Genomic DNA, 24,845 nt, shown 5'->3' with positions numbered 1-24,845 from the left:
CTAACTAATGCAAATAACATATCCTCTATCTACATTTTGATTGACTTTTCTACTAGTTCTTTTTGGATATGTTGATTCAGTATATATAATATTGAATCAAAAAAGCTTTAACCCCGTAATTTTAGGCGTAGTATTTGCATCAATCAATCAAAACTCCTTCATAGAGCTAACGAGTTTTCATAATAGTTCCAGTTAAGAAAAATTATGCTATTTTTCAGAGAGTTTTTACTATATATTTCCTAAATACTTTATTAAGTTTTTTCGTATACTTCTGGCATTTTTACAGGTTGTTAAAATTGTAATTAGTATTTTTTAAAGAAAATTTAAATCTAAATTAGTTTTTAAAATTAGTCTCTACAAAATATCTGCCAAATAAATTATCCACAGTTAGTGGATAGGACTAACTGTGGATAATTTATGACTAATTGTTAAGCAAAAGTTTTCTGGAAAATTTATACTAACTTACTCAGAATCAACTTCACTGCCACTGATATACTTCTGCCACATTTGCTCGTAAGCTTTTTCCATCTCACGGGTAAACTGCTTACCATTCCACAAAGGTGCTGTTTTTCTTGATTGTCTCAGTTTCCAAGCAATTTGTTGCCGCAAAGTCTCATCTTTCCCTAAACGCACACCCCATTCTACATATTCTTCATCAGTCCAGGCTATACCTTCTGTAATGCCTGCATTCATCATCATGGTGTAGCTGTTACGTGCTGCAAATTGCTCACCCACTCGCGTTACCATCGGGATGCACATCCACAGTGTTTCTAAGGTAGTTGTAGCACCGTTGTAAGGGTAAGTATCTAAAACTACATCAGCAATATCTAAATTAGCTCGATGAATTGCTTCTGAAGGAACTATAGGCAAAAATCGTAATTTGGAGGGATCTACTCCTTCTTTTTCAGCAATTTCGTAAAAGAAGGTTTTCGTAGTTTCTTCATTACCTAATCCCTTAATTAAAAAGTAGCTATTAGGAACTTCTTTGAGAATCCTTAATTGTAGTTGCGCAATATCTCTATGTCGCTTATAGCCTCGCTGTCCACAAAAATATACTATTGCATCACTAGGAATATCTAATTGCTCACGACTTACAGTAGGTACACTCACCTCAAAACCATCTACAGCCACGTAGGTTTGCGGTAAACGCCAAATTTTTTCTCTGTAATATTCTTGTGCTGATTTTGGCAGAACATAAGGGTCAGCAATAAAATAATCTACTGAGGGGCTACCAGAAGCATCCCAACCCAACCAAGAAACTTGAATAGGTGCTGGTTTTAAAGCTATAACTTCACAGGTAATATCTAGAGTGATGCTATCTAAATCAATTAAAATATCAATTTCATCTTGGTATATTTTTTCAGCTATTTCCCAAGTAGAATCAGCTTTATAAGATTGGTCAAATTTTCTAAAAAACCATTCATGTAAAGCATCACTTGGCGGATTAGTATTAATAAAATATCCATTTATTTGGAATTTATCTCTGTCATGATATTGAAATAACCACCGTGAAAGCCAGCCGACAGAATGACTTCTTAAACAGTAAGAAAGGTATCCTACCTTTAATTTTTTGTCAGCTTGTGCTGATTTTTTTCTTTCTAAATTTCCTTGGGAGTACTTTGCTATTTGTTCAGAAGCATAATTATTTACATTTGTTTGACAAAACTGCAATATTTGATTTTGAATCTTTCTGATTTTTCTAGGATTATCTTCAATATATGGTGCAAAAAAGTTAGCGTTAAATAATTTGGCTGTTTTACCTTCGCCTAGTTCTACATTATTCTCGGCGATGAGTTCTAACAATAATTGTTGATGTTTCTGATTTATAAAGCAAGATTCTTCCCAATACCCTCCTGGAGTCATTAAACCTCGCAGAATCTGGCGGCTGGCAAAAACTTTATCTGGCAGATTCTCTACTAAAGAATATAATAGCTTGGCTGTTTCTATACCTTTCTCAAATTCATTTATATTTTGATAGAAACTAGCTAAATGTCCTAGAACTTCTGGGTTTTTTGGAGTTAATCGTAAACATAGTTCGCATAATTTTGCTGCTACTGCATATTGTTGTTTAGAGTAGCCCATTTCAAAAGCTACTGGCAGTAACAGTATGAGAAACTCTTGAGTATTTTCTTGAAAATACCCTAAACAAGCTTCTAAAAAATCCCATATGGATGCTGAATATAAATAAGCCTCGTTTAAAATACTGCTGAGTACTAATATTAATAATTCTTCTTGAACTTCTACTTCTGTTTGTAGTTGAAGGATTTCAATTAATCCATATTCTTGTAAATCTTCTATATTGAAAGTATGTAGTTCTAGATTTAAATGAATTAAATGTAAAATATTATTAATGTTTTGAGGTGAGAATTCTCTAATATTTTGACGAATTTTTGCAGCAGATGAATATTCTTTCAGTTTTTCTCGGTGTTGTGCTTCTGTTTCTAAAATTTCAACTAATTCTGCATTCCAAGCTTCTAATTCCTCAGCTTCACCTTCCATCATTGCCATAAACCAAGTTGTTTGGGCTTCTACTTCTTGCCCTTGCAGCAGTAACATTAACCCTAAATACCAATAGTGAGATTTAAGATCTGGTTCTGCTTCTATTGCTTGTTCATAGCAATTAGCAGCTTGAGCATAATTACTAGATAGGAAGTAATTCTCTGCTTGGGAAAGCAATTCGTTGGAAGTCGTAAAAGTAATCATAGGATTTATATAAAATTGCTGAGACGAAATACTCGATATGGAAGAAATAATTAGATAGGGAATAAGCAGAAATTGGGTAATGTATTTGCACATTACCCAATTTCACAAAGTCTTTATGTAACACTAGTCAAAAGCATTACCCAGAAAAACTTGTTTATTTTTCTATCTAGCCAAAGAGGTGAAGTTAGTGTCACAAGCTGTACTAAATGTGGTAACGTTCACGACAGTACCGTTTGTAGCTTGAGGTATTTTTGACTCACACGCTATTGCTAGTGTTAGAGCTTCAGCAGTAGCCGAAGTAGATAGTTGTGTACCTACTAAACCATAGTATGTTTTTAAACCAGCTTTAATATTTTCTCCCTTAAATTGAGAGACGGCAGTGTTACCAGCAATAACATACTTGTAGTTATCACTTTGAGTTTTAATACCTACTTGTAATTCGTCGATGGAGGTTGCAAACTTTTGGTATTCTAGGAAGAAAGCTTGCTGAGAACGGTTAGCTGTACCTACGTAGTTTTTAGCTTCAGCTTGTTTAGCTTTGTTAACTTGACCAAGTAGCGAAGGTAGCGCGATCGCAGCCAATACACCGATAATAATTACTACAACTAGCAGTTCAATTAAGGTAAAACCTTCTTCTTCTTGCTTGTTCTTGCGGTTGCTGAGGTAGTGTAGATATTTAGCTTGTAATTCTGGCTTGAGCATGGGGTTTCTCCTGAAAGTTCGGGATGCGAACGTTGATTGGTGAGTTCTAGTTGTAACTTACCCACTTGTAATCTCCGATCTATCATCTCTGGTAAAAAATCTTTCTTCTTCTGGTTGTATCCCCGTTAAATTACGGGGTTGATAATTAGCTAGTTATTCGATGAACGTCAGCTAGACTTTACAGGATGAGGAAAAGTATTTCTTAAATAAGGGTTTGATTCCACTCTCTGGGTTTGCTATGCTATATTAAACGTAGTCGTTATGAGTTTAGTTAAGTTTATGACTAACCCGACTGTAGAAAATGTGGTGATTATCGGTTCTGGGCCAGCAGGATACACCGCTGCCATCTATGCGGGACGAGCTAACCTGAAGCCAGTTGTTTTTGAAGGTTTCCAAGCAGGAGGGTTGCCTGGTGGGCAACTGATGACAACGACAGAAGTAGAAAACTTTCCTGGCTTTCCTCAAGGGATTACAGGGCCGGAACTGATGGATCGGATGAAGGCACAGGCAGAGCGTTGGGGGGCTGAGTTATATACTGAAGATGTGATATCTGTAGATTTAAGTCAGCGTCCATTTACTGTGCGCTCTGAGGAAAGGGAAGTTAAAGCTCACAGCTTAATTATTGCAACTGGCGCAACCGCAAAGCGTTTGGGTTTAGAAAGCGAAAATCTATTTTGGAGTCGAGGAATTTCTGCTTGTGCGATTTGTGATGGTGCGACCCCAATTTTTCACGGTGCAGAGTTGGCGGTAATTGGTGCAGGTGACTCTGCGGCGGAAGAGTCGATTTACCTGACTAAATACGGTTCTAAGGTTAATCTGTTGGTGCGGTCTGATAAGATGCGGGCTTCTAAAGCTATGCAAGACCGAGTTTTGAGTAACCCGAAAATTCAAGTGCATTGGAACACAGAAGTTGTGGATGTGTTCGGCAATGGTCACATGGATGGGGTGAAAGTTCGCAATAATAAAACTGGTGAAGAAAGCAAAATTCATGCCAAGGGTTTATTTTATGCGATCGGTCACACTCCCAATACTTCTTTATTCAAGGGGCAACTAGAATTAGATGAAGTGGGCTACATTGTCACCAAAGACGGTTCAACAGAAACCAGTGTTGAAGGTGTGTATGCGGCTGGTGACGTGCAAGACCATGAGTATCGCCAAGCAATTACAGCTGCGGGTACAGGTTGTATGGCAGCATTGTTAGCAGAACGTTGGTTATCTTCTAATAATTTAATTCAAGAGTTTCATCAAGAACCAACAATTAATAATGAGTTAGAAACTCAGCCAGCACAAAAGAAAACGGAAGCTGAGGAAGCAGCAGGATTTAATTTGCAGGCGACACGCCATGAAGGTGGTTATGCTTTACGCAAATTATTCCATGAAAGCGATCGCTTACTCGTCGTCAAATACGTCGCTCCTGGTTGTGGCCCATGCCATACCCTCAAACCCATACTCAATAAAGTGGTTGACGAATTCGATGGCAAAATCCACTTTGTCGAAATTGACATCGATAAAGACCGCGAGATTGCCGAAAATGCTGGGGTAACAGGTACACCAACTGTACAGTTTTTCAAGGACAAAGAACTGTTGAAGGAAGTAAAAGGTGTGAAGCAAAAAAGCGAATACCGCCAGTTCATTGAAAGCAATCTTTAAAAGTCTGAAGTCTGTAGACGCGCTTTGCGCGGCTTCCCGAAGGGTAGGATGAAGTCTGAAATGCAAGAAAGATTTCATCTTTCATCGTTCTGAGACTTACCAAGCGCACTACATAAACCCATTTAAATAAGAGTTTGAGAGATTTTATGCGTAAGTCCTAACTTCCTTTCATACATCACACTTCAGACTTCACAGTTTATTTCATACTTCACACTTCACACTTCTATAATGGTCAGCGTATCTTGCTTGATGCAGGCGATCGCTCATGACCATAACTAAACGTCAGCTACCAACATTTTTTCGTTTTGCTAAAAGTCCTAACCTTTCCCAGAAGTTAATGATCATTGGGTTAGCCATCACCCTGTTTTTTATCTTCCTAGCATTCTTTACCCCGGTATTGCAGGCTTGGGGATGGCTACAAAACCCTAAAGATTTTCTTTCTAACCCAATTCAAGAAGCACCATCCGCCAAACATTGGTTTGGAACTAGTCGCTTAGGCCATGATGTCTTCTCTCGTACTTTGTTTGGCGCTCAAGCCGCATTGCAAGTGGTGATTTTAGCCACGGCGCTGAGTATGATTATTGGTGTGCCTCTGGGAATGGTAAGTGGTTATCTTGGCGGTAGGTTAGATAAAGTGCTGCTGTTTCTCATGGATAGCATCTACACCTTACCAGGACTACTGCTTTCTGTAACGCTGGCATTTGTTGTGGGTAGGGGGATATTAAACGCTGCGATCGCTATTAGTATTGCTTACATACCTCAATATTATCGAGTCGTTCGCAACCACACCGTAAGTGTAAAAACCGAAGTATTTATCGAAGCAGCCCAAGCAATGGGCGCTTCTACTTGGATTGTGCTGTCTCGCTATTTATTTTTCAACGTTATTCAAAGCGTGCCTGTATTATTTACCCTCAACGCCGCCGATGCAATTTTAGTATTGGGCGGTTTAGGCTTTTTGGGGCTGGGTCTGCCAGAAGAAGTGCCAGAATGGGGACACGACTTAAAACAAGCCCTCGAAGCACTACCTACAGGTGTTTGGTGGACTACACTGTTTCCTGGTTTAGCCATGACATTAATGGTGGTAGGGTTATCCCTACTTGGTGAGGGGTTAAATGAATTTGTCAATCCTCGTTTGCGGGGAGAAAATGGAATCCGAAAGTAGTCAACTGAAGTATGAAGTGTGAAGTATGAAGTATGAAATATTGATTTTTTTTAGATACTTAACGTGATGTGCGACTTATTTCTCAAACCCCTCTCCAAACCTCTCCCCTGAAAGGAGAGAGGCTTTAATTCTTGCTCCCCTTCCCTACGAGGGAAGGGGTTGGGGGTTAGGTTTAAGAGCAAGTTGCACACGACGTTACTTTTGACTTTTGACCATTGACTATTGACTAAGTTTGTAAATTTTACTGAGAGATTCGTGTGAAAGATAACCTTTCTTTAATTGCTGCCGCTGCTGGTGGATTTATGCTTTCTATAGCCTTGGCTGGAATTTTACGCGGTACACCAGTTACAGCTTTGCAGGGTAAATCAGGTGTTAATTATTACCCATCAACTAATTTGCAACTTGCTTCTGTACGTTCTGATGAGTCAACCGATTACATCTTAGAAAAACACAAGTAAAAATATTTCTGTTGAATGTATATCAAAAGCTATGTGATACATTTCTGTATCGCACCTTAAATGTGGGATATGCAGTTGTGGTTAAACCAGAAGTAATTGGGATTGATGTCGGGGGAACAGCAATTAAACTGGGGCGGTTCAGCCAAGATGGTACTTGCTTACAATCTTTAACGGTGGAAACTCCCCAACCAGCCACTCCAGAAGCTGTTTTGAGTGTGATGATAGATGCGATCGCTCAAGTTGACCCAGATAATCAAACTATTGCTATTGGTGTCGGTACTCCTGGCCCGGCGGATGCTACAGGACGCATTGCCCAAATCGCCATTAACTTACCCCAATGGCACAATGTCCCTTTAGCTGACTGGTTAGAAGCCAAAACAGGCAAACCGACTGTAATTGCTAATGATGCAAATTGTGCGGGAGTCGCAGAAGCTTGGTTGGGAGCCGGTCGTCGCTTTCAAAATTTCATTCTGTTGACGTTGGGGACAGGGGTTGGTGGCGCAATTATTCTCGATGGCAAATTGTTTGTGGGATATCGCGGCGCAGGTGGAGAACTAGGTTTAATCACCTTTAACCCTAACGGCCCAATGTGTAACAGTGGCAATCAAGGTTCTTTAGAACAGTATGCTTCGGTGATTGCAATTCGTCGCCGCACTGGTAAGGAACCTGCGGAATTGGGCGCTCTTGCTCAGGCGGGAGATAGTAATGCTTTAGCTTTTTGGCAAGAATATGGTCGAGATTTAGGAACAGGTTTAGCTAGTTTAATTTATGTTTTAACGCCAGAAGCGATCGTGATTGGTGGGGGTGTTAGTGCTAGTTTTGAATTTTTCTTACCAGCCGCTAAGGCAGAAATTGAACGGCGAGTTATGCCTACTTCGCGTTTTGGTTTACAAATTTTGCCAGCTGAATTGGGCAACTCTGCGGGAATGGTAGGTGCGGCAAAGTTAGCTTGGGAATGTTGTACAAAAATTTAGATTATCGTTTCCTGCGTTCTTTATTGACATATCAAGTTTTTTTGAAATAGTATTGCCAACAAATCAATTTTTTTTGAAATGTTAGGCACAAAAGTTCTGAGTAAGAGAATGAACTCAGGTTTACCAAAATTGCTGGCGCATTGCTGGCGAGAAGCTTTAGCTGAAGCAATAGGAACCTTTATTTTGGTGTTTGCAGGTACTGGTGCAGTGATGGTAAACAGCGTCAGTCAAAATGCTGTGTCACATTTAGGGATCAGTTTTGTGTTTGGTGCTGTGGTAACGGCGTTAATTTATGCTTTAGGACATTTAAGCGGCGCACATTTCAACCCAGCGGTGACACTAGCTTTTTGGACGAGTGGTTTTTTTCCCAAACGCCGAGTATTGCCGTATATTTTGGCACAGTTGGGAGGAGCGATCGCAGCCTCCGCTTTACTAGTAATTAGCTTAGGAAAAGTCGGCAATTTAGGTGCAACTTTACCCCTGAATGGTAATTGGTTGCAGTCTTTAGTGTTAGAGTTCGTTCTCACTTTTATTTTGATGCTGATTATTTTTGGTTCTGGACTAGATAGACGCGCACACATTGGTTTTGCTGGGTTAGCAATTGGGTTAACTGTAGCGGTAGAAGCTGCATTTATGGGGCCAATTACTGGTGCAAGTATGAACCCAGCGCGTTCCTTTGCACCAGCTTTGGTAGGAGGAATTTGGCAACATCATTGGGTTTATTGGATAGCACCAATTTTAGGAGCGCAATTAGCTGTAGTAGTATATCGGAACCTTTCCCAAGAGTTTCAGGATTGCCGGAAATAAAAGTTTTTACAGAGTTAAAAGCATTACATCCTACACCCTTGCACCCTTTTACCCAATCTTGACAAATAACCTTTGTGCGTAAGTCCTCAAATAAATGGTTTAATTTATCTCTGGTAAGAGTATAATCACATATTCTTCTTAGTTATTACCCAAAGCTGATGAATTGGTGTGTCATCTATCTAAAGTTTGAAAATAGCTAAATGTCATAATTCTCAACATTTAAGCAGAAAACTGAACTTTAGATAGGTACATTTACCAAAGCCAATTTTGGAGCATGGCTAAGGAAGTAATCAAAAATAGATTTCCCTCAAGGAGGTGTTGGAGTGCGTTTGCATTTTTTAGCAATTTTTGGCTCAATAACGGTTTCTGTGGTTGCTGTACTACCAGTGACAGCCCAGATTCCGTTGTTACCACTGTTGCAAACTCCCAGCAGTCCCAATAATGACTCAGATAATAGAAATGTTTCTGGCTGGATTTATCTAGATGGTCGTCGTTTATTTCAGATAAGCGCAACAAAAACTAATTTGCCAGAGCGTTTACAAAATATACAACGGAATTTGAACCAAATTAGTCAAAGTTATTTTCAATCACCTGAAAAAGAAGTCAATGTAGAGGTGAGCAAAGTTAACGAGATCCCTGTTATTCAGGTCAATGGCGAATACTTGATGACCGTCACCTCGGAGGATGCCCGACTACGACAAGAAGATCAGCTGATATCTGCAAATCAAATTGCCGATGCTTTGCAAGAAGACTTACAACGGGCAAAGCAAGAAAGACAAACTCAATATCTAATCAATCAAGGTAAAATTGCTGCTGGTATTGGACTATTGATGGTGGTCACAAGTTGGGGGGTATATTATTGGCAGCGTCGGTCTCGCAAAGAACCTGCACAATCAGTTCCACCAATCTCGCCGACAGCACAACCAATTACTACTCAGCTAAATCAACAGCAACATCGTCATTTTCAAGAAGTCAAGAAACGCTTGTTTCAACTAACCCAAGTAGGGATTTGGGGAGGTGGAAATTTTATTATTTTGGGTCTATTTCCCTACACACGACCGTTTCAAATCGCCATTCTCTCAGCTGCTCAAATTCCTGTGAAACTAGCTGTTGTGGTATTGGGGACTTATGTAGCTATCCGTTTCAGCTATGCTCTTATAGATCGCTTCACTTCTACACTCATCAGCAGTGGTGCTTTATTAACTTCAGATACTTCTGAACGTCTGCGTTTGCGAGTATCGACTTTTTCTGGTGTTACTAAAAGTATTGTCACTGTTATTTGGGTGGGAGTTGGTGTTTTACTCGCCTTAGTTTCCTTGGGTATTGATATCGTTCCTCTACTAGCAGGTGCAGGTTTAGTTGGTGTTGCTGTATCCTTGGCTTCTCAAAACCTGATTAAAGATGCAATTAACGGCTTTTTGATTATCTTAGAAGACCAGTATGCTTTGGGTGATGTGATTAATGTCGGCAATGTTGGCGGTTTAGTCGAAAATCTCAACTTGCGAATGACCCAGTTGCGAGATTCTGAAGGACGGTTAATCACAATTCCCAATAGTGAGATTAAAGTTGTAGCCAATCTTTCCAGCCGTTGGTCACGAGCCGATTTAACTATTCCCATTGCCTACGAAGCTGATGTTGACCATGCTTTGAACTTGATTAAAAAGGTAGCTTTAGAAATGAATCAAGATCTGCAATGGAAACATCAAATTATTGAAACCCCGCAAGTTTTGGGTATTGATAATTTTGGCGATCGCGGTTTAATCATCCGTGTTTGGATTAAAACCCAACCACTCAAACAATGGGATGTCGCACGCGAATACCGCCGCCGCCTCAAAATTACCCTCGACCAAGCAGGAATTAATATCCCTGTACCACAACAAGCAATTTGGGTGAATGATGTACAGCTATTGAATGCACAGATGAATGGTAAAGGTAATTAGTCCATAGTCAATAGCTAATATCTGATAGGGTGGGCATCTTGCCCGCCTAAATTAAATGGTAGGAGAGACAACCTCTGGGCAATACAGTACAAATGTACTATAATAGATATAGCGTCCACAACTCCTAGTGCAGTGCAACTATGATCAAGCATTACATTCTCAATCTCAATCCAACTGCCAAGCACGAATGGGATCGCTGTATTTTACGTGACCCACTGACGGCAAAACGTCCAGACTTCTCCAGATTAATTGCCGAAGCAGTTGGTGCAGATACAGGAAGTTATTTAATCAGTGTAAATATTGAAATACAGGTATTAGAACAAGCAGCCGTACCACAAGCCGAACAACTTTCACTTTCTTTTCCAGAGGTATCTGTGCCGTCGCCTATGAGAGAAGCAGCGTAGTGGACTGTTTCAGCTAAAATAGGGGAATAGAACAGTAAGATGGTCATTAAATCCAGTATCAATCACAAAATCTAAAGAGAAATTTGGCTGCAAAGGTAAACGAAAAACTACTGGAATTATGGCTTTACCATCAATTACTTTGCCATAAATCATTCAGCAGTACGCTCTATTGCACCACCAAAACTTACTGCAACATCATAACCAATCCGGATAGTAAACAATCTAGTATTCGGATTTTTTTGTTTTAACTTTAATGCTGTCTCTACACTCGTTGGATCGATGCCATATTCACCAGTTTCGGCATCAATCAAAATTATTTTACCGATGTTATCACCATGCTCGACATTTTGACGAATACCATTTTCGTAAAATTGTTGAGCGTGTGAGGCTACTTCTTCTACACTCCAAAAAATAGATTGCATCACAATCACACTACTTTGACTTTTTCAATTATTGTAGTATTTACATATTCACAAGCAATGCCCACCTTGAGAGAGCCTCATACTCTACACTAATTAATATCCTTACTGCAAACCTGCACTAGTTTGAAAGATACTGTCCATGCAGCTACTTAAAACAACCGATAAAGATTTTTATACCGCATTCCAAGCACTCGTCAATAATCGCCGGGAAGCCACGGTTGATGTTAGTGGTACAGTACGCGGTATTTTGGCTGATGTCAAGGTGCGGGGTGATGCCGCAGTCAAGGAGTATACTAGTCGTTTCGACCATTTCAGCCCGGAATCTTTGCATCTGGGTGCCGACTTTATTGCTGCACAAGCAGCCAAATGTCCTGCTGATGTGAAAGCCGCCCTAGAATTAGCAGCAGAACGCATTGGCAGCTTTCATCAAAAACAACTGCCCCAAGATATTGGCTACACTGACGCAACAGGCGTAAAACTTGGTTTAAATTGGGTTTCATTAGCGCAAGTCGGGATTTATGTTCCCGGTGGACGTGCCAGCTATCCCAGTTCTGTGCTGATGAATGCTTTACCCGCCAAAATTGCGGGGGTGGAACGTATTGTCATGACAGTACCCATGCCACGCGGTGAAATTAACCCCGCTGTTTTAGCGGCGGCGCAAGTTGCTGGCGTGACGGAAATATATAGTATTGGTGGGGCGCAAGCAGTAGCCGCCCTTGCCTACGGTACAGAAACTATTACTCCTGTAGATAAAATTGTTGGCCCTGGTAATGCTTATGTTGCAGAAGCCAAGCGTCAGGTATTCGGGACGGTGGGAATTGATAGTATTGCTGGGCCTTCCGAAATTTTGGTGGTAGCTGACGATAAAAACAACCCAGAATGGATAGCTTGGGATTTATTATCGCAAGCAGAACATGATCCCAGCGCTCAATCAATTTTAATTACTGATTCGGAAGTTTTCGCACAACAAATTGTCACAGCAGTTGAACAAGTTCTCACCAAGCTATCTACTAAAGAGGTGGCCAGCGCGAGTTGGCAAAATCATGGTGCAATTATTGTAGTTAGTGATTTAACAGAAAGTATGCCACTGCTGAATCAACTGGCTCCTGAACACGTAGAGTTGTGTGTCGATAACCCGCAATTACTCGCTAGTCAAATTAAATGCGCTGGTAGTTTGTTTTTAGGACGCTACACCCCAGAAGCTATCGGTGATTATTTGGGCGGCCCCAACCATGTCTTACCTACTTCCCGTTCTGCCCGTTTTGCTTCTGGCTTGAGTGTTTATGATTTTCTCAAACGAATTACTTATTTAGAGTGCAATCAAGCAGCATTGCAAGAAATTGGTAAAGCAGCAGTGACTTTAGCTGAGGCGGAAGGTTTACCTGCCCATGCGGGTAGTGTGGCTGTACGTTTGCAATCATAATTAGAAAAATTTCGCGCATAGACGCGGTAGTGGCTTCTCGTTCGCGTAGCGTCTCCGTCAGGAGAAGAGTAGGCGCAAAATCGCAAAAGTTGGTATGGATGCAGAGAAAAGGTCTGAAAATCAAAGTCGGAAACCTGTTTCTTTTATCAAAAATCTGCTGGTAGCTCGTTGGCGATCGCTATTACTCCTTTTTCTGGGAGTATATTTACCATTGCAGATATTTCAAATTCTGGCTGTCCAAGTTTGGCAATATCAAGCGGGTTTTCCTTGGGATGTACCAGTTCTTTTGGCGGTGCATTCTACAGCTAACCCACAGTTAGATACTCTGGCAGTGGTACTGACTAAGTTCGGGTCATTTTGGACTGTGTTGCCAATTTTAACGACGATCGCACTAATTCTACTTTGGCAAAAACGCTGGCGATCGCTAGTTTACTTGCTCATTACTGCCTTGGGAAGCGCCTTTATCAACCGCACAGCTAAAGAATTATGGCATCGTATCCGCCCAGATTTGTGGACATCCCTCGCCCCAGAGTTGGATTTTTCTTTTCCTAGTGGCCATGCAATGACAAGTACAACCCTGGCTATCATTTTGCTGATTTTAGCTTGGCAAAGTTCTTGGCGTTGGCTTGTCTTGACTTTTTGCAGCTTGTATGTATTAGCTATTGGCTGGACACGCCTGTATTTGGGGGTACATTTTCCCAGTGATATTCTCGCAGGTTGGATGGTGGCGATCGCTTGGGGAACTGGTGTGAGTATGATTATTAAACCTTATCTAGTAAAAGTTGTACCCGTCTCAGGTTTTGAACCTGCGGCTGAAACTACTTTGCTACCCGAAGAACAAGAAAAGTTAGCTACTAAAGAGTGAATCTTTCTATTTATCGATCGTACCTTTATTATTAACTCAAATACAAACAAGGCTAAGTTGATACTGGTCATCGCACAGGTAATTATTTACGCTTGTGGTTGTAGTTGGAAAACACGTCTTAGCCTCTCACCTCTACCCCTTTAATTTTCTGTGCCGTAGTGGGTACTCTGACTTATAGGATCTCACTACAAATACAGGCGGCCATTTATGTATAAACAGCATCGACTTCGTCAGTGGTATTGCTGCTTTTCTAGGGTGGCTTTTCACCAAGTGATTAATTGGCAGAAGTCGCAGCTGAGAATGATCTCAGCTGCCTCGGCGTTTTTGGTGTTGGCTGCACCATCAGTAATGGATTTACCAGGAAGCAGGTTATTGGCAGAGAATGTCATCTCTCAGGATTTAGACGCAGCTATTCTTTACCAAAAAGGAGTTACACTCTATAACCGCAAAGATTTAGCAGGTGCGGAATCTGCCTTTCGTCAAGCATTAGAGCATGACCCTAATATTGGCATGGCCAGAAATTATTTGGGGAATATTCTTTTAAGAGAGAATCGCCTAGATGCAGCCGTTCAAGAATATGGCGAGGCGATTAGAATGAACCCGAATCAGAGTGAGGTTTACTACAACTTAGGGTTGGCGTTACATCGACAAGGACAGAAAGAAGCTGCTGTTACTGCTTATCGCCAAGCTTTAGTTATAGATCCTAAAATGCCAGATGCTCAGTATAACTTGGGTGTAGCATTATATGAACTAGGACAACCGCAAGAAGCGATCGCAGCATATCAGCAAGCTGCTAATCTTGATAGCAGTAATGTTAGTACTTTCTTTAATTTAGCGATCGCCCTCCAAGAACAAGGAAAATTAGAAGAAGCGATCGCAGCTTACCGTCAAGTTATACAATTAGATCCAAAAAATACCGTCGCCTACAATAACATGGCTGGTTTGCTGGTAGTCCAAGGTCAGACAGCAGAGGCAATTTCTGTATACAAGCAAGCAGTTCGCCAAAACTCTAAAGATGCCACAGCCTACCATAACTTAGGCATCACTTTATACAATCAAGGCGACCTCAAAAAAGCTAACGAAGCCTTGAAACGTGCGCGTAATAACTACCGCGACCAAGGTAATACCGAGCAAACTGCGAAAGTTGAACAATTAATGCAGCAAATTACTCAGCAAATTGCTCAACAGAAATTACAAGAACAACAACAACGTCAAGCTGGCAAAACCCCCGCACCTGCTGAGAATGTGGCGACACCAGAACAACCAGCCACTCCAGAAGAAACGCCAGCAAAACCAGGAGATGTGCCAGTTTCTTTGGGACAACCAACTAAATAAAAGTATGAAGTGTGAAGTATGAATTATGAAATATAAATTTCAGCTTTCATACTTTATTCTTCATACTGATTATGTACCTGACTTTTCACGGGATCTGGAAAACCCCTCTCCAAACCTCTCCCCTACAAGGAGAGAGGCTTTAATTGCTCCCCCTTCCCTTGAAGGGAAGGGGGCTGGGGGGTTAGGTCTGGCGTTAACTTTTCCACATGACGTGAAAAGTCAGATTATGTACGCGTAAATATTTATAATTACGAATTGCTACAGATATAGGTTGGGTGTGGTTTCTCAACCAAACTTCTAAAAAACGTGTATTTGTTGGGTTTCACTGCATTCAACGCCACTTTGCTCAAGTCGGGAAACCCGCCCAAGCAAGTGGCTCCCCAACCTACTAAACCTAAATCTGGCTGATATTTCATACTTCATACTTCATACTTCACACTTTTTTCTGAACTAAACGGTATTTCCTCATTAATCTCCTCAATTTCTTGCTGTTCTAGTTGATTTACTTCTCTAATATAAGGAAGTAAAATTTGTGCCAGACGGTGGTTGTAAAAGCGATGCAAGCTGTGATTAGGTGCAGCAGGAAACCCACGCCGTTTTTTGTGTCGTCCACCAGCACCGGGATCGAATAATTGGATATTATTAGCGATCGCCCACTCAATTGGTGTGTAATAGCAAGCATCAAAATGCAGGCAATCGATTTCTTGAAAGCTTCCCCAATAGCGTCCGTATAATCTATCACCTTTGTAGAGGCAAAAAGACATACCCACAGGTTGGCAATTGTCGTGTTCGCTATAAGCTGCAAAAAATACCACGCGATGGCGATAGTCAGTATGAAGCTGTTCAAAAAATTGTTTTGTTAAGTATTTGCTGCCCCACCAGCCAAACTTATCACAAGTATCGGCGTAGAATTGATACATCAAGGGAAACAAATATTTGGGAATTTCATCACCAGTTAGTGGTTGAAGTCGTAAACCTGCTTTCTCTACAGCTTTGCGTTCCCGCTTGATGTTCCGGCGCTGATTGGCATTAAATACAGCTAAGTAATCATCAAAAGTATTAAATCCGAGATTTTCCCAGATGTAGCTGTGGTGCAACCAAGCACTAAACCCGTTGCGTTCGAGAATTGGCCGCCATTCGGGATCAACGTAGAGAAAGTGACACCCAGAAATTCGATACTTATTGCAGAAACTGTCAATTTCATGCACCATCATGGCTGTAATTTCATCTTCATCTTCGCCAGGAGCGATTAAGAATCGATAACCTTCAGCCGGAGTAAATGGAGCCATACCCAGTAGTTTGGGATAGTATTGTACACCGATGCGATCGGCTAATTCTGCCCATTGATGATCGAAGACAAATTCGCCATAACTATGTCCTTTCAAATAGAAAGGCGCAGCTGCAATCAAGGTTCTGTCTCGCCACAGCGTTAAGTGATTTGGCAACCAGCCAGTTTTGTCAGTAGCACTGTGGGAAGTTTCCAAATTTTTTAACCATTGCCACTCAAAAAAGGGAGTCTTCAAGGGCAGTGCTAAAGCATCCCAGGCACTTTCGGGGACTTCGGCAATTTTATTAATCCAAGCAACAGAATAGCGCGGCTTAATTTGTTCCACCATCTTTTTCAAGGATGAAGTATGAAGTGTGAAGGATGAAGTATGAAAGATGAAAAATAGAAATTACGCGCTCAAAAATAAGTTATGTCAGGCTATGGGTTGTTAGTTTTAGATCCAAGCGCGATCGCTGGCTAATGGTAAAAAATCAAACTTGAATGCCTGAAAACTCATACCCATATTTAATTATTTTTGTCAATGCACAAGTCTGAGGAAAAATTAATTTCATACTTTATACTTCACACTTCACACTTTTTTTAGTTTAATGTCGTTGTACCTGATAGTGTAAAAAGACTTCCTGCTCGACTTGTTCAACTTCCAGAAGTTTGAGCCGAGGAGCCAATTTCGCCAAAAATCCCTGTCCTTCTACTGGTGTGGGTGCTGTAGCACCGCCTAAAATTAATGGGCAGACGGTAAGCCAAAATTCGTCTATTAAATCTGAGGTCACCATAGAAGCTACTAATTGACCCCCACCTAAGACTGCTAGGCGTGTTATATCTAGAGATGCTAGTTGTTGCAAAGCAGCAACAGTGTCAATTTTTTTTGTTGAGGTTTCAAAAACTAAAATCTGATCAAATTCCGAGCGTCCTTGCCAAATATTTGCTCCCGCTGTTGTTGTTAACAACCAACGTGGGATAGGCTGTTTAAAAAACTTGATTTCCGGATTAAAATCCGCAGAGTGTGTAATGACTATATGAACCGGCTGGGGGGGCTTACCCTCTTTGATTCGATGTTGCAGCAGTGTTGGATGTGATACGGTAAGTGTTGTACCGTAAGCACGGAGAGTGCCAGCACCAAAGAGAACGGCATCAGAGGCAGCGATTTGTTTTTCTAGGTGTGCTTGATCAGCCCCTGAGCCAAATCGAGCAGGCGATCGCCTAAAATCTGCTATTTTGCCATCTGCACTCATTGCCAAAACTACTGTGGTATGAGGACGATGTTGCGCCATTGGGTTGGTTTGATAGTCTAAATGTTTTCCTTGCTAGTGTGTTGATTGTAAAAAATCTCTGTCCAGCAAGCTACTGTTTACCAATTTCGTAACTTGATCTTTATGCAACATAAGTCGCAATTACATCTAGCCCATAAGAGTTTTGGTATACCGTATTTCTTTTTGTGCTTTCAATGTTTGATACTGTTAGGGATTGTTAATAAAACTCTCATCACGTAACAAAATGTCTCATTTAGCTAATCTAATTGCATATCGATTGCTGTTGTGGTTTGCAGATGTGAAGTGAGACACGCGATGGCTAAGTTCCGTCAATCGTCATTTAGACGTATTTTAGTAACAAGAATTTTGCTGCTGTTTGTCCCAGTTTTATTGCTGGGAGAACTCGTAGCCCTCAATAAAGCGCGTTCTAGCTTGCTGAATACTGCGCGGCAAAACCTGACAGAAAGTGCTGTTCTCAAAGGTGAAAAAATAGTTAATGCGATCGCTACCCTCAAAAGCAGTTTATTAATTGCCAGTCAAACATCGGTGTTGCGATCGGGTTCTGAGACTGAAGTACAAGAATTTCTCAATCAGGTAGCACAAGAACTACCAACCTACATTGAGTGTTTACAATTAAGCAATCTGCAAACCGGCGACATCATTGCTAGTAGTTGTGGTGACAAAGCAATTAGAGAACCGAAATTGCCTTTGTTAGCTGAAAATGAAGTTGAAATCAATGCAATATTACCGCCAAAAGTAGGTAAAACTGGTCAAAGAGATACAGTAAATCAACTGCAAATTATACTTTCTGCCCCTGTCTACACTAACAGAGGTCAATTAAAGTATGTTTTAAGTATGCAGTCGGCACTGTACAAGCAAACCAAAAATCATCCCGGCTCACTCACAGGTTCCACGCTAGTGATTGCCGAAGATGGAACAATACTGGCACACCCAATCCCAGAGCGCGTCAGCAGTAATATTCAAGAATACCTTGATGCTGGGCGACTGCAAAGCATTATCAACAATGCAATGGCTGGGCAAAGTAATTCTGTCAACTTATCTTTTCAAGAAAGCGAAGAATTAGTCGCTGGCTATAGTGTCATTAACAATCCAATTACCAAACAGCCACAAAAATGGATTATTTTAGCTGTGACTAGTGTAGATAATGCGCTGTTTGGTTTAGAGGAAATTAAACTAATCTTAATTGTATTGACAGTTGGCTTGATTGGTGCAAGTTTATTAGCATCGCTGTACCTAGCTCCTTACTTGGCAGGCCCTGTAGAAGAATTGCGCGACTATGTGCTGAATATTCATAGTCATCATGTTGCCCAAACAGTACCGCAGAATTTTAAAATCCGCGAGTTTAACCAACTGGCGCAAGCCATCGACCAAATGTTTGAAAGGCTCAAAGCTTGGGCTGACGAACTAGAACTAGCTTGGAAAGAAGCCAAAACTGCCAACCAAATCAAAAGTCAGTTTTTGGCGACAACTTCCCATGAGTTGCGGAACCCACTCAATATCATTATTAATTGTGTGCGCCTCGTCAGAGAGGATATGTGTGATAACCGCGAAGAGGAAATAGAGTTTCTCAAACGCGCTGACGAAACCGCCATCCACTTGCTAGGCATTATTAACGATTTACTTGATATTTCCAAAATTGAAGCAGGTAAACTTTCCGTTGTTTCCGTACCAATGGATCTACGACAAACGCTGCTGGAGGTAATTAATATACAGTCAGTAACGGTGCAACAAAAAGGTTTACAGTTAAAAACAATTTTGGGGGATGAGCCGATTCCGGTGAAGGCAGATGCAGCAAAACTGCGGCAAGTACTAATTAATATTATTGGTAATGCTACTAAGTTTACCGATGAAGGCAGCATTGCGATCGCTACCAAAATTGAACATTACAATCACAATTCTCAAGTAATTGTTTCTGTAAAAGACACAGGTTTAGGTATTGACCCTGCCCAACAACACAAATTATTTCGTCCCTTTGTGCGAGTAGATGGTAGTTCTACACGTAAGTTTGATGGTACAGGATTAGGACTAGCAATTTCTCGCAATTTAATTGAACTCATGGGTGGTACTATTTCCCTAGAAAGTGCAGGGATAAATCAAGGGACAACTGTAAAAATTACTTTGCCGATCATTGATAGTTCAAGTTTGAATGCTGCTCTAGATAGTGAAAATGTGGATAATTTGAAAGTTGCCTCTGAAGACAAGAAAATCTCAGAGGTAAACGCTTATCCTCATGGTAAAGAAACAAAATCCCATGAAGAAAATTATCAACTACCATTAGTAGAAAAAATCTTCAAAAGTTGAATCTCAATTTTTGTACTACCAAAAATCTGCTTAACCAGTTGTTCTATTTTTCTTAACCTTGAGAAACAACTTCAAATTTCATGTCAGTGATATTGCCAAAATATCTACTTTTGAGCGTTGGAGCTTGATCTGATGAAAATAACCAAAAACTTTGCTACTTGGAAAATCCGGGAACCAGGATAACCTGCACCCAACGCTGCAAATTCTACGGAAGAAATTACAAAAGCAGGAATCGGGTTTGTGGGAGTATTTAAAAGTAACGGTATCCATGCACCCGTACCATCGGGATTGTAACGAGCTACTTATAAAGTACCTCGTTCCCGCAAATTACTATTGGCTTTACTGCTTGGCAAAGTCATAACGTAATCAACTCTTTTCAAAGCTGAAAAACAACTCAATCTATGTGAGTTTTTTTAATTTCATACTTCAGTTAACCTACTTCAACGTGCAGGCTAATACTGACATTTGCCGTTAAAGTGCCACAGCATATTCCAGATTTTAATTAACCTAATTATCAAGAATTATTGTTAGGTTATATAATGGTTAACTAAAAATTATCTCCTCATGGCAAGGTGACTGGTGACAGCATTGCCAAGCTATTAACAGCTAAGTAAGGTAGCCAAAAATACTCATTGTGGCTGAGATATTAGCACTAATAAAGAAATATCAGACATTTAAATTTTAAAAATTTTGTTGTATAGTTTTCAAAATTTGCTTAAGTTAAGATTCTCTACACTAAAAGTAAGTTGTATGGTCTGGAAAGGTTGTACAGCACTATTTACCTTGGTGACAGCAGAACACTTATCCAAAACTCATAACTAATTGAGCAATTAATAAGTCAAAAGCACAATTTACTCATTTCGTGTTTTGCATTATCCAATGAAATGGTAAAATTTATGAATTCAGCCAAGGAACCAGAAAAATTTGAACGAAGTAAACCAGTATTTCAAGAATTAAATTTTCAAATTGTTTGTGCAGTTACATTAATTGCTGTTATTGGAGTTTCTAGTGTAACTCCAGCTTTTCCTCTGTTAGCTAAAACCTTAGAAGTAGACCCAAAAAATCTTGGCTTGTTGGTGACAGTATTTACATTACCTGCTGTGATATTAGGGCCTGTGATTGGTGTCCTTGCTGATAGATTGGGCAGAAAGAAAATTATTGTTCCGTCACTATTATTATTCGGAATTGCTGGTACAGCTTGTGGTTTGGTGCGTGATTTTAATTTATTACTTTGGTTGCGGTTGCTGCAAGGGATTGGTGCAGCTTCTTTGCTATCTCTCAGCATTACTTTAATTGGAGATTTATATACCGGAGATCGACGGACTGAGGCGATGGGTTTAAATGCCAGTATCAGTAGTATTGGTACAGCTAGTTATCCGACGATTGGCGGTGCTTTGGCAACATTGGGTTGGTATTATCCCTTTATGCTGCCTATAATAGCTATTCCCATTGGTTTAGTTGTATTGTTTGGCTTAAATAATCCAGAACCTAAAGGCGATCGCAACCTCAAAGAATATTTAATCAATGCTGGGAAAGTCATCAGAAATCGTCGATTATTTGGACTATTTATTGCCAGTGCTGCTAACTTTGTGCTTCTGTATGGCGCTTATGTCACTTACTTACCACAACTAATTAATGATGTATTTAAAGCCCCACCCGCAACCATTGGCATATTACTTTCTAGTGTTTCTGTAGCCATTACAATTACATCGTCTCAGTTAGGTAAGTTAGCTAGAAAATATAAACCCACGACTTTAATTAAAACATCATTTATTTTGTATGCTGTGGCTTTATTTATTGTTCCTTTTATGCCAAGTATTTGGTTTTTGTTAATTCCTACCACAATTTTTGGCATAGGTTTAGGTCTTGGTTTCCCTAGTATTCAAACACTGTTAGCAGATTTAGCTCCTAGAGAATATTTAGCAACGATTTTATCAGTCAACGGCACATTTTTTGGACTTGGGCAAACACTGGGGCCGTTGTTGATGGGTATAGCTTTTGGTTTTGGGGGAATTAATAGTGTGTTTTATGCAGGAGTAAGCTTTGCAATTCTGATATTTTTTGTATTTAGATATTGTACTTGTATGTAGACTAGCGAATGGTAAGTAGAGACGTAGCATTGCTACGTCTCCATATCATTTTGACCCTTGAATTTTTCTTCAACGACTAGAAGCGGTAGTGGTATTTAGCTCAATCAAAGGTTGTTTAGAAATTGCTTCTAATCCCACCGATCGCAAAATATCATCCCAATCACGTACTAATGTCAAATCATTGGGATTGGCAGCTCGTAAATCAGCGAGAGTTTTTAGGGTATCATGCCAATAACCATTTTCTGCATAGATGAGGACACGCTGTTTATTAGTTGCTGTTTGTAACTTGTTAGCGACTGTTGTTGGTAGTTCTACACGTTCTATCCAGCCACTAGCAATTGGATCACCACTGCGATCGCCTCCTGTGGAATCGCACAGTAGAGAAAAGCGCCATCTGTATTTTTTCCCTACTTCTAACCCCGGAAAATCCGCAGGTAAGGTGTAGCTCATAATTCCGGTGCTGGCTGTTAAGGGCAAAGTTTTATCAAGTATCTCTTCTCCCGCTTCATCCCTGAGTAAAAATTCGGCTTGCTGTGCAGAGGTGCGCGGAACATTCACAAAAAATGTCGGGCGATCGCTAATTGTTAATTCTACAGGAATTTGATTGGTTGCAATCTCCGCAGATTTTGGTGGTAAAACTCCACTGATATCTTGCGGACTGCATTTTCCCCGTGCTGCGCCTGCTTCAAGATTGCGAGAACCACGAATTCCAGGGACTTTAAATCTTAATAGGGAACGACGACGTGGAAACAATCTTGGTGTTGAACGCGGAATAGTTAGCTGAGAAATACTATTAGTGGGTGCTGCTATTGTTGGAGGAGTCAGCAGCAAATCTGGAATTACAGTTAAGCCTAGTGTTATTAATAGTAATGTTTTTTTGAGCATATTTTTTACAATATGTATGTTTTTATTAATGACTATCTCATAGTATTTAAAGTTTCATTTTGTGAATCTCATCTGCCTCAATTTAGTGAGTTTTGCATAGCTCTAGCCTCAGTGAAATCACTATAGCACTCTTAAATCAGTTCAATAATCAGATACGATTTCACGAAAATCCTAATACAAATTCATTGGTTGTTTACTTTTTCCCCCTGCACCCTGCTTCCCTGCGGCCTATTTGTATCAAACTTAAAGTCAAACGGTATGAGTCTCTCGATTTTATTACATCCATTTCATTTAGATATATTAAATACCCAATGACAGACTTGAGAAAAACAGGTAATTTGGACGCACATTAACTATTTACAGCAAAGAAATTTATCAAATCTGAATTCCTTGGGTAAGCAGGCTATTTTTTAACATTTACACTTTAGCTAATCGATAAAGAGGTAACGTCAATGGTCGGTCAAGATTCCAGACTCCGCAATTTCCGTCAAACAGTGTTAACCATTGGAGGTACGGTAGTTGTTACCAGTGTAGCGATCGCTGGATTAGTTGTAGGATTGCGAGAACTAGGTAGCTTGCAGGGAATGGAATTGGCTGCATTTGATTGGTTAATGCGATCGCGTCCCGATGAAGGTGCAGATAATCGCTTTCTAGTCGTCGGTGTCGATGATACAGATATTCAAACACGCAAAGAATATCCCATTGAAGACGGCACAATGGCGCAGTTATTAACAAAACTAGAACAACATGAACCGCGAGTGATTGGTATAGATATTTTGCGAGATGTGAAGCAAGGTGCAGCCGCAGGTCGTGAAGAATTAATTCAAACATTATCAGAAAACGAGAATATCGTAGCAGTTTGCGCCTTGAGTAAAGCTGATTCTCCCGGTATCGCCGCCGCACCCGGTATTCCCGAAGATAGAGTCGGAGTAGCCGACTTTCCCGTAGATGCAGGTGGTACAGTCCGCCAAGGAATGCTGATTTCTGTTCCCAAAACCTCAAAATTGCCAAAGCCTAACGAACATATCTGCAATATCGCCGACCCAGAAAATCAACTACCATCTCTGAGTTTTCAAATGGTAGTGCGTTACTTAGCAGCACAGGGAATTGAACCACAACTGACAAAATCTGGTGAATTGCAATTAGGTTCCACAGTTCTCAAACGCTTAACCCCAAAATCGGGTGGATATCACAAAGTCGATACAGCAGATTATCAAATACTGTTGAATTATCGTTCTGCTAAAAATGCCGTCAAACAAGTATCCCTGAGTGATGTCCTTGCAGATAAAGTTGACCCAGCATTAATCAAAGACAAAATTGTCATGATTGGCTACACCGCACAAATTGTCAAAGATACCTTTTACACGCCTTATAGTGCGGGGTCAGCCGATAGCCAAAAAATGCCAGGGGTAGTAGTTCACGCCCAAAATGCTAGTCAAATATTAAGTGCAGTTTTGGATAAACGACCGCTATTTTGGTTCTGGAATGAATGGCAAGAAGGTTTGTGGGTTTTTGCTTGGTCACTAGTAGGCGGATTTTTAGCTTGGCAAATTCGCAAACCTTGGCTATTGATATTAGGTGGAGGAGTGGCGATCGCCATATTATTAGGTAGTACTTATATAATATTTCTCCAAGCTGGATGGATACCTTTAGTACCGCCAGTTTTAGGACTTTTAGGCAGCGCTGTTGCTGTTGTATTAATAGATAGATATGCCGCCACAATTGTCAAAACCGTCAAAGGTTTTCTCAAAATCAACATTGACATTGACGAAGACAAAAAAAATCAAGAAGTAGCTGCAATTACCGAAAGTGATTACTTTTTAGAATTACAGCAAAAAGCTAAAGATTTGCGAGTGCGAGATAATCAAGAAATCTCAACCATCATACCTGAGCCTATTGCCAATAGCTTAGATCCCAATAGTCTTGTACCTGAAACAATAATCACAGATTTCAAATATAGCGAAACTACAGAAGTAGATTATTTACAACAAGTACGTGACAGACGAAACAAAATTAATTCTCAGGAAAATGAGCTTGCCCAAGCTCAAACTAATAACTTAGAAATAACTACAACACCAGCAACAATTGAAGAACCAGACGAATTAGAATACTTAGCAGATTTACAACGTCGCAGTAAAAAATTGAAAGAAAATAAATAGTAATAA

The 24,845-nt window shown here is 40.3% G+C and carries 20 protein-coding genes; 13 read left to right on the top strand and 7 right to left on the bottom strand.

The genetic code is table 11. From position 1 onward, the window contains the following. Positions 1 to 462 precede the first annotated feature (462 nt). Complete coding sequence (locus ACMX3D_RS01530) at positions 463 to 2,703, bottom strand: O-linked N-acetylglucosamine transferase, SPINDLY family protein (RefSeq protein ID WP_482749737.1); 2,241 nt, start codon at positions 2,701 to 2,703, stop codon at positions 463 to 465. A gap of 162 nt (positions 2,704 to 2,865) precedes the next feature. Then, the gene (locus tag ACMX3D_RS01525) at positions 2,866 to 3,405 is read right to left on the bottom strand and encodes a type IV pilin-like G/H family protein (RefSeq protein ID WP_482749736.1); all 540 of its coding nucleotides are present in this window, start codon (positions 3,403 to 3,405) and stop codon (positions 2,866 to 2,868) included. A 279-nt stretch (positions 3,406 to 3,684) separates the two neighbouring features. Here ACMX3D_RS01525 and trxB point away from each other — a divergent pair, with 279 nt between their 5' ends. The 7 genes from trxB (at position 3,685) to ACMX3D_RS01490 (ending at position 10,800) form a co-directional block, all read left to right on the top strand. Then, positions 3,685 to 5,055 (top strand): thioredoxin-disulfide reductase, encoded by a 1,371-nt coding sequence (gene trxB, locus ACMX3D_RS01520; RefSeq protein WP_482752257.1) that lies wholly within the window; start codon positions 3,685 to 3,687, stop codon positions 5,053 to 5,055. 265 nt (positions 5,056 to 5,320) lie between these two features. Further along, positions 5,321 to 6,217, top strand: a complete 897-nt coding sequence (locus tag ACMX3D_RS01515) for an ABC transporter permease (protein WP_482749735.1) — start codon at positions 5,321 to 5,323, stop codon at positions 6,215 to 6,217. 257 nt (positions 6,218 to 6,474) lie between these two features. Further along, positions 6,475 to 6,675, top strand: a complete 201-nt coding sequence (locus ACMX3D_RS01510; protein ID WP_482749734.1) for a hypothetical protein — start codon at positions 6,475 to 6,477, stop codon at positions 6,673 to 6,675. 77 nt (positions 6,676 to 6,752) lie between these two features. Then, positions 6,753 to 7,649, top strand: a complete 897-nt coding sequence (locus ACMX3D_RS01505; protein ID WP_482752256.1) for an ROK family protein — start codon at positions 6,753 to 6,755, stop codon at positions 7,647 to 7,649. 108 nt (positions 7,650 to 7,757) lie between these two features. Then, a complete protein-coding gene (locus ACMX3D_RS01500) occupies positions 7,758 to 8,456 on the top strand; it encodes an MIP/aquaporin family protein (RefSeq protein ID WP_482749733.1) in 699 nt (232 codons plus the stop codon). Between the two features lie 323 nt (positions 8,457 to 8,779). Further along, entirely contained in the window at positions 8,780 to 10,396 is a 1,617-nt protein-coding gene (locus tag ACMX3D_RS01495) for a mechanosensitive ion channel family protein (RefSeq protein ID WP_482749732.1), read from the top strand. Positions 10,397 to 10,536: 140 nt separating this feature from the next. Then, entirely contained in the window at positions 10,537 to 10,800 is a 264-nt protein-coding gene (locus ACMX3D_RS01490) for a hypothetical protein (RefSeq protein WP_482749731.1), read from the top strand. Between the two features lie 149 nt (positions 10,801 to 10,949). On the opposite strand, the gene ACMX3D_RS01485 is transcribed toward ACMX3D_RS01490, so the two are convergent. Then, on the bottom strand, positions 10,950 to 11,222 hold the full coding sequence (locus tag ACMX3D_RS01485; protein ID WP_482749730.1) for a hypothetical protein: 273 nt from the start codon (positions 11,220 to 11,222) through the stop codon (positions 10,950 to 10,952). A gap of 139 nt (positions 11,223 to 11,361) precedes the next feature. On the opposite strand from ACMX3D_RS01485, the gene hisD reads away from it, so the two are divergent. The 3 genes from hisD (at position 11,362) to ACMX3D_RS01470 (ending at position 14,845) form a co-directional block, all read left to right on the top strand. Further along, a complete protein-coding gene (gene hisD, locus ACMX3D_RS01480; RefSeq protein ID WP_482749729.1) occupies positions 11,362 to 12,645 on the top strand; it encodes a histidinol dehydrogenase in 1,284 nt (427 codons plus the stop codon). Between the two features lie 94 nt (positions 12,646 to 12,739). After that, positions 12,740 to 13,510: a phosphatase PAP2 family protein gene (locus tag ACMX3D_RS01475; protein WP_482749728.1), complete on the top strand. Its 771-nt coding sequence runs from the start codon at positions 12,740 to 12,742 to the stop codon at positions 13,508 to 13,510. A gap of 207 nt (positions 13,511 to 13,717) precedes the next feature. Then, positions 13,718 to 14,845 (top strand): tetratricopeptide repeat protein, encoded by a 1,128-nt coding sequence (locus ACMX3D_RS01470; protein ID WP_482749727.1) that lies wholly within the window; start codon positions 13,718 to 13,720, stop codon positions 14,843 to 14,845. A gap of 248 nt (positions 14,846 to 15,093) precedes the next feature. On the opposite strand, the gene ACMX3D_RS01465 is transcribed toward ACMX3D_RS01470, so the two are convergent. The 3 genes from ACMX3D_RS01465 to ACMX3D_RS01455 all read right to left on the bottom strand — a co-directional run bounded on the left by ACMX3D_RS01465 (position 15,094) and on the right by ACMX3D_RS01455 (position 17,404). After that, positions 15,094 to 15,261: a hypothetical protein gene (locus ACMX3D_RS01465; protein WP_482749726.1), complete on the bottom strand. Its 168-nt coding sequence runs from the start codon at positions 15,259 to 15,261 to the stop codon at positions 15,094 to 15,096. A 3-nt stretch (positions 15,262 to 15,264) separates the two neighbouring features. Continuing rightward, the gene (locus ACMX3D_RS01460) at positions 15,265 to 16,461 is read right to left on the bottom strand and encodes a GNAT family N-acetyltransferase (protein ID WP_482749725.1); all 1,197 of its coding nucleotides are present in this window, start codon (positions 16,459 to 16,461) and stop codon (positions 15,265 to 15,267) included. A gap of 256 nt (positions 16,462 to 16,717) precedes the next feature. Then, positions 16,718 to 17,404, bottom strand: coding sequence for a RibD family protein (locus ACMX3D_RS01455; RefSeq protein WP_482749724.1), 687 nt, complete (start codon positions 17,402 to 17,404; stop codon positions 16,718 to 16,720). A 294-nt stretch (positions 17,405 to 17,698) separates the two neighbouring features. Between ACMX3D_RS01455 and ACMX3D_RS01450 the strand changes: the two genes are divergently transcribed. Both ACMX3D_RS01450 and ACMX3D_RS01445 read left to right on the top strand, forming a co-directional pair. Further along, a complete protein-coding gene (locus ACMX3D_RS01450; protein ID WP_482749723.1) occupies positions 17,699 to 19,705 on the top strand; it encodes a sensor histidine kinase in 2,007 nt (668 codons plus the stop codon). 884 nt (positions 19,706 to 20,589) lie between these two features. Continuing rightward, positions 20,590 to 21,795, top strand: a complete 1,206-nt coding sequence (locus ACMX3D_RS01445; RefSeq protein WP_482749722.1) for an MFS transporter — start codon at positions 20,590 to 20,592, stop codon at positions 21,793 to 21,795. A gap of 69 nt (positions 21,796 to 21,864) precedes the next feature. On the opposite strand, the gene ACMX3D_RS01440 is transcribed toward ACMX3D_RS01445, so the two are convergent. Then, positions 21,865 to 22,680, bottom strand: a complete 816-nt coding sequence (locus ACMX3D_RS01440) for a DUF928 domain-containing protein (RefSeq protein ID WP_482749721.1) — start codon at positions 22,678 to 22,680, stop codon at positions 21,865 to 21,867. 452 nt (positions 22,681 to 23,132) lie between these two features. Between ACMX3D_RS01440 and ACMX3D_RS01435 the strand changes: the two genes are divergently transcribed. After that, complete coding sequence (locus tag ACMX3D_RS01435; RefSeq protein WP_482749720.1) at positions 23,133 to 24,839, top strand: CHASE2 domain-containing protein; 1,707 nt, start codon at positions 23,133 to 23,135, stop codon at positions 24,837 to 24,839. The last annotated feature ends 6 nt before the right edge of the window (positions 24,840 to 24,845 follow it).

This window comes from Anabaena sp. TISTR 8404 (assembly GCF_056847745.1).
Note: the sequence above shows the minus strand (reverse complement) of the source record. Positions and strands in the feature narration are given on the sequence as shown.

Coding starts and splice junctions, on each gene's coding strand:
- ACMX3D_RS01530 (WP_482749737.1), bottom strand. CDS start 2,703: ATGATTACTTTTACGACTTCCAACGAATTGCTTTCCCAAGCAGAGAAT.
- ACMX3D_RS01525 (WP_482749736.1), bottom strand. CDS start 3,405: ATGCTCAAGCCAGAATTACAAGCTAAATATCTACACTACCTCAGCAAC.
- trxB (WP_482752257.1), top strand. CDS start 3,685: ATGACTAACCCGACTGTAGAAAATGTGGTGATTATCGGTTCTGGGCCA.
- ACMX3D_RS01515 (WP_482749735.1), top strand. CDS start 5,321: ATGACCATAACTAAACGTCAGCTACCAACATTTTTTCGTTTTGCTAAA.
- ACMX3D_RS01500 (WP_482749733.1), top strand. CDS start 7,758: ATGAACTCAGGTTTACCAAAATTGCTGGCGCATTGCTGGCGAGAAGCT.
- ACMX3D_RS01490 (WP_482749731.1), top strand. CDS start 10,537: ATGATCAAGCATTACATTCTCAATCTCAATCCAACTGCCAAGCACGAA.
- ACMX3D_RS01485 (WP_482749730.1), bottom strand. CDS start 11,222: ATGCAATCTATTTTTTGGAGTGTAGAAGAAGTAGCCTCACACGCTCAA.
- hisD (WP_482749729.1), top strand. CDS start 11,362: ATGCAGCTACTTAAAACAACCGATAAAGATTTTTATACCGCATTCCAA.
- ACMX3D_RS01475 (WP_482749728.1), top strand. CDS start 12,740: ATGGATGCAGAGAAAAGGTCTGAAAATCAAAGTCGGAAACCTGTTTCT.
- ACMX3D_RS01470 (WP_482749727.1), top strand. CDS start 13,718: ATGTATAAACAGCATCGACTTCGTCAGTGGTATTGCTGCTTTTCTAGG.
- ACMX3D_RS01465 (WP_482749726.1), bottom strand. CDS start 15,261: ATGAAATATCAGCCAGATTTAGGTTTAGTAGGTTGGGGAGCCACTTGC.
- ACMX3D_RS01460 (WP_482749725.1), bottom strand. CDS start 16,461: ATGGTGGAACAAATTAAGCCGCGCTATTCTGTTGCTTGGATTAATAAA.
- ACMX3D_RS01455 (WP_482749724.1), bottom strand. CDS start 17,404: ATGGCGCAACATCGTCCTCATACCACAGTAGTTTTGGCAATGAGTGCA.
- ACMX3D_RS01450 (WP_482749723.1), top strand. CDS start 17,699: ATGGCTAAGTTCCGTCAATCGTCATTTAGACGTATTTTAGTAACAAGA.
- ACMX3D_RS01445 (WP_482749722.1), top strand. CDS start 20,590: ATGGTAAAATTTATGAATTCAGCCAAGGAACCAGAAAAATTTGAACGA.
- ACMX3D_RS01440 (WP_482749721.1), bottom strand. CDS start 22,680: ATGCTCAAAAAAACATTACTATTAATAACACTAGGCTTAACTGTAATT.
- ACMX3D_RS01435 (WP_482749720.1), top strand. CDS start 23,133: ATGGTCGGTCAAGATTCCAGACTCCGCAATTTCCGTCAAACAGTGTTA.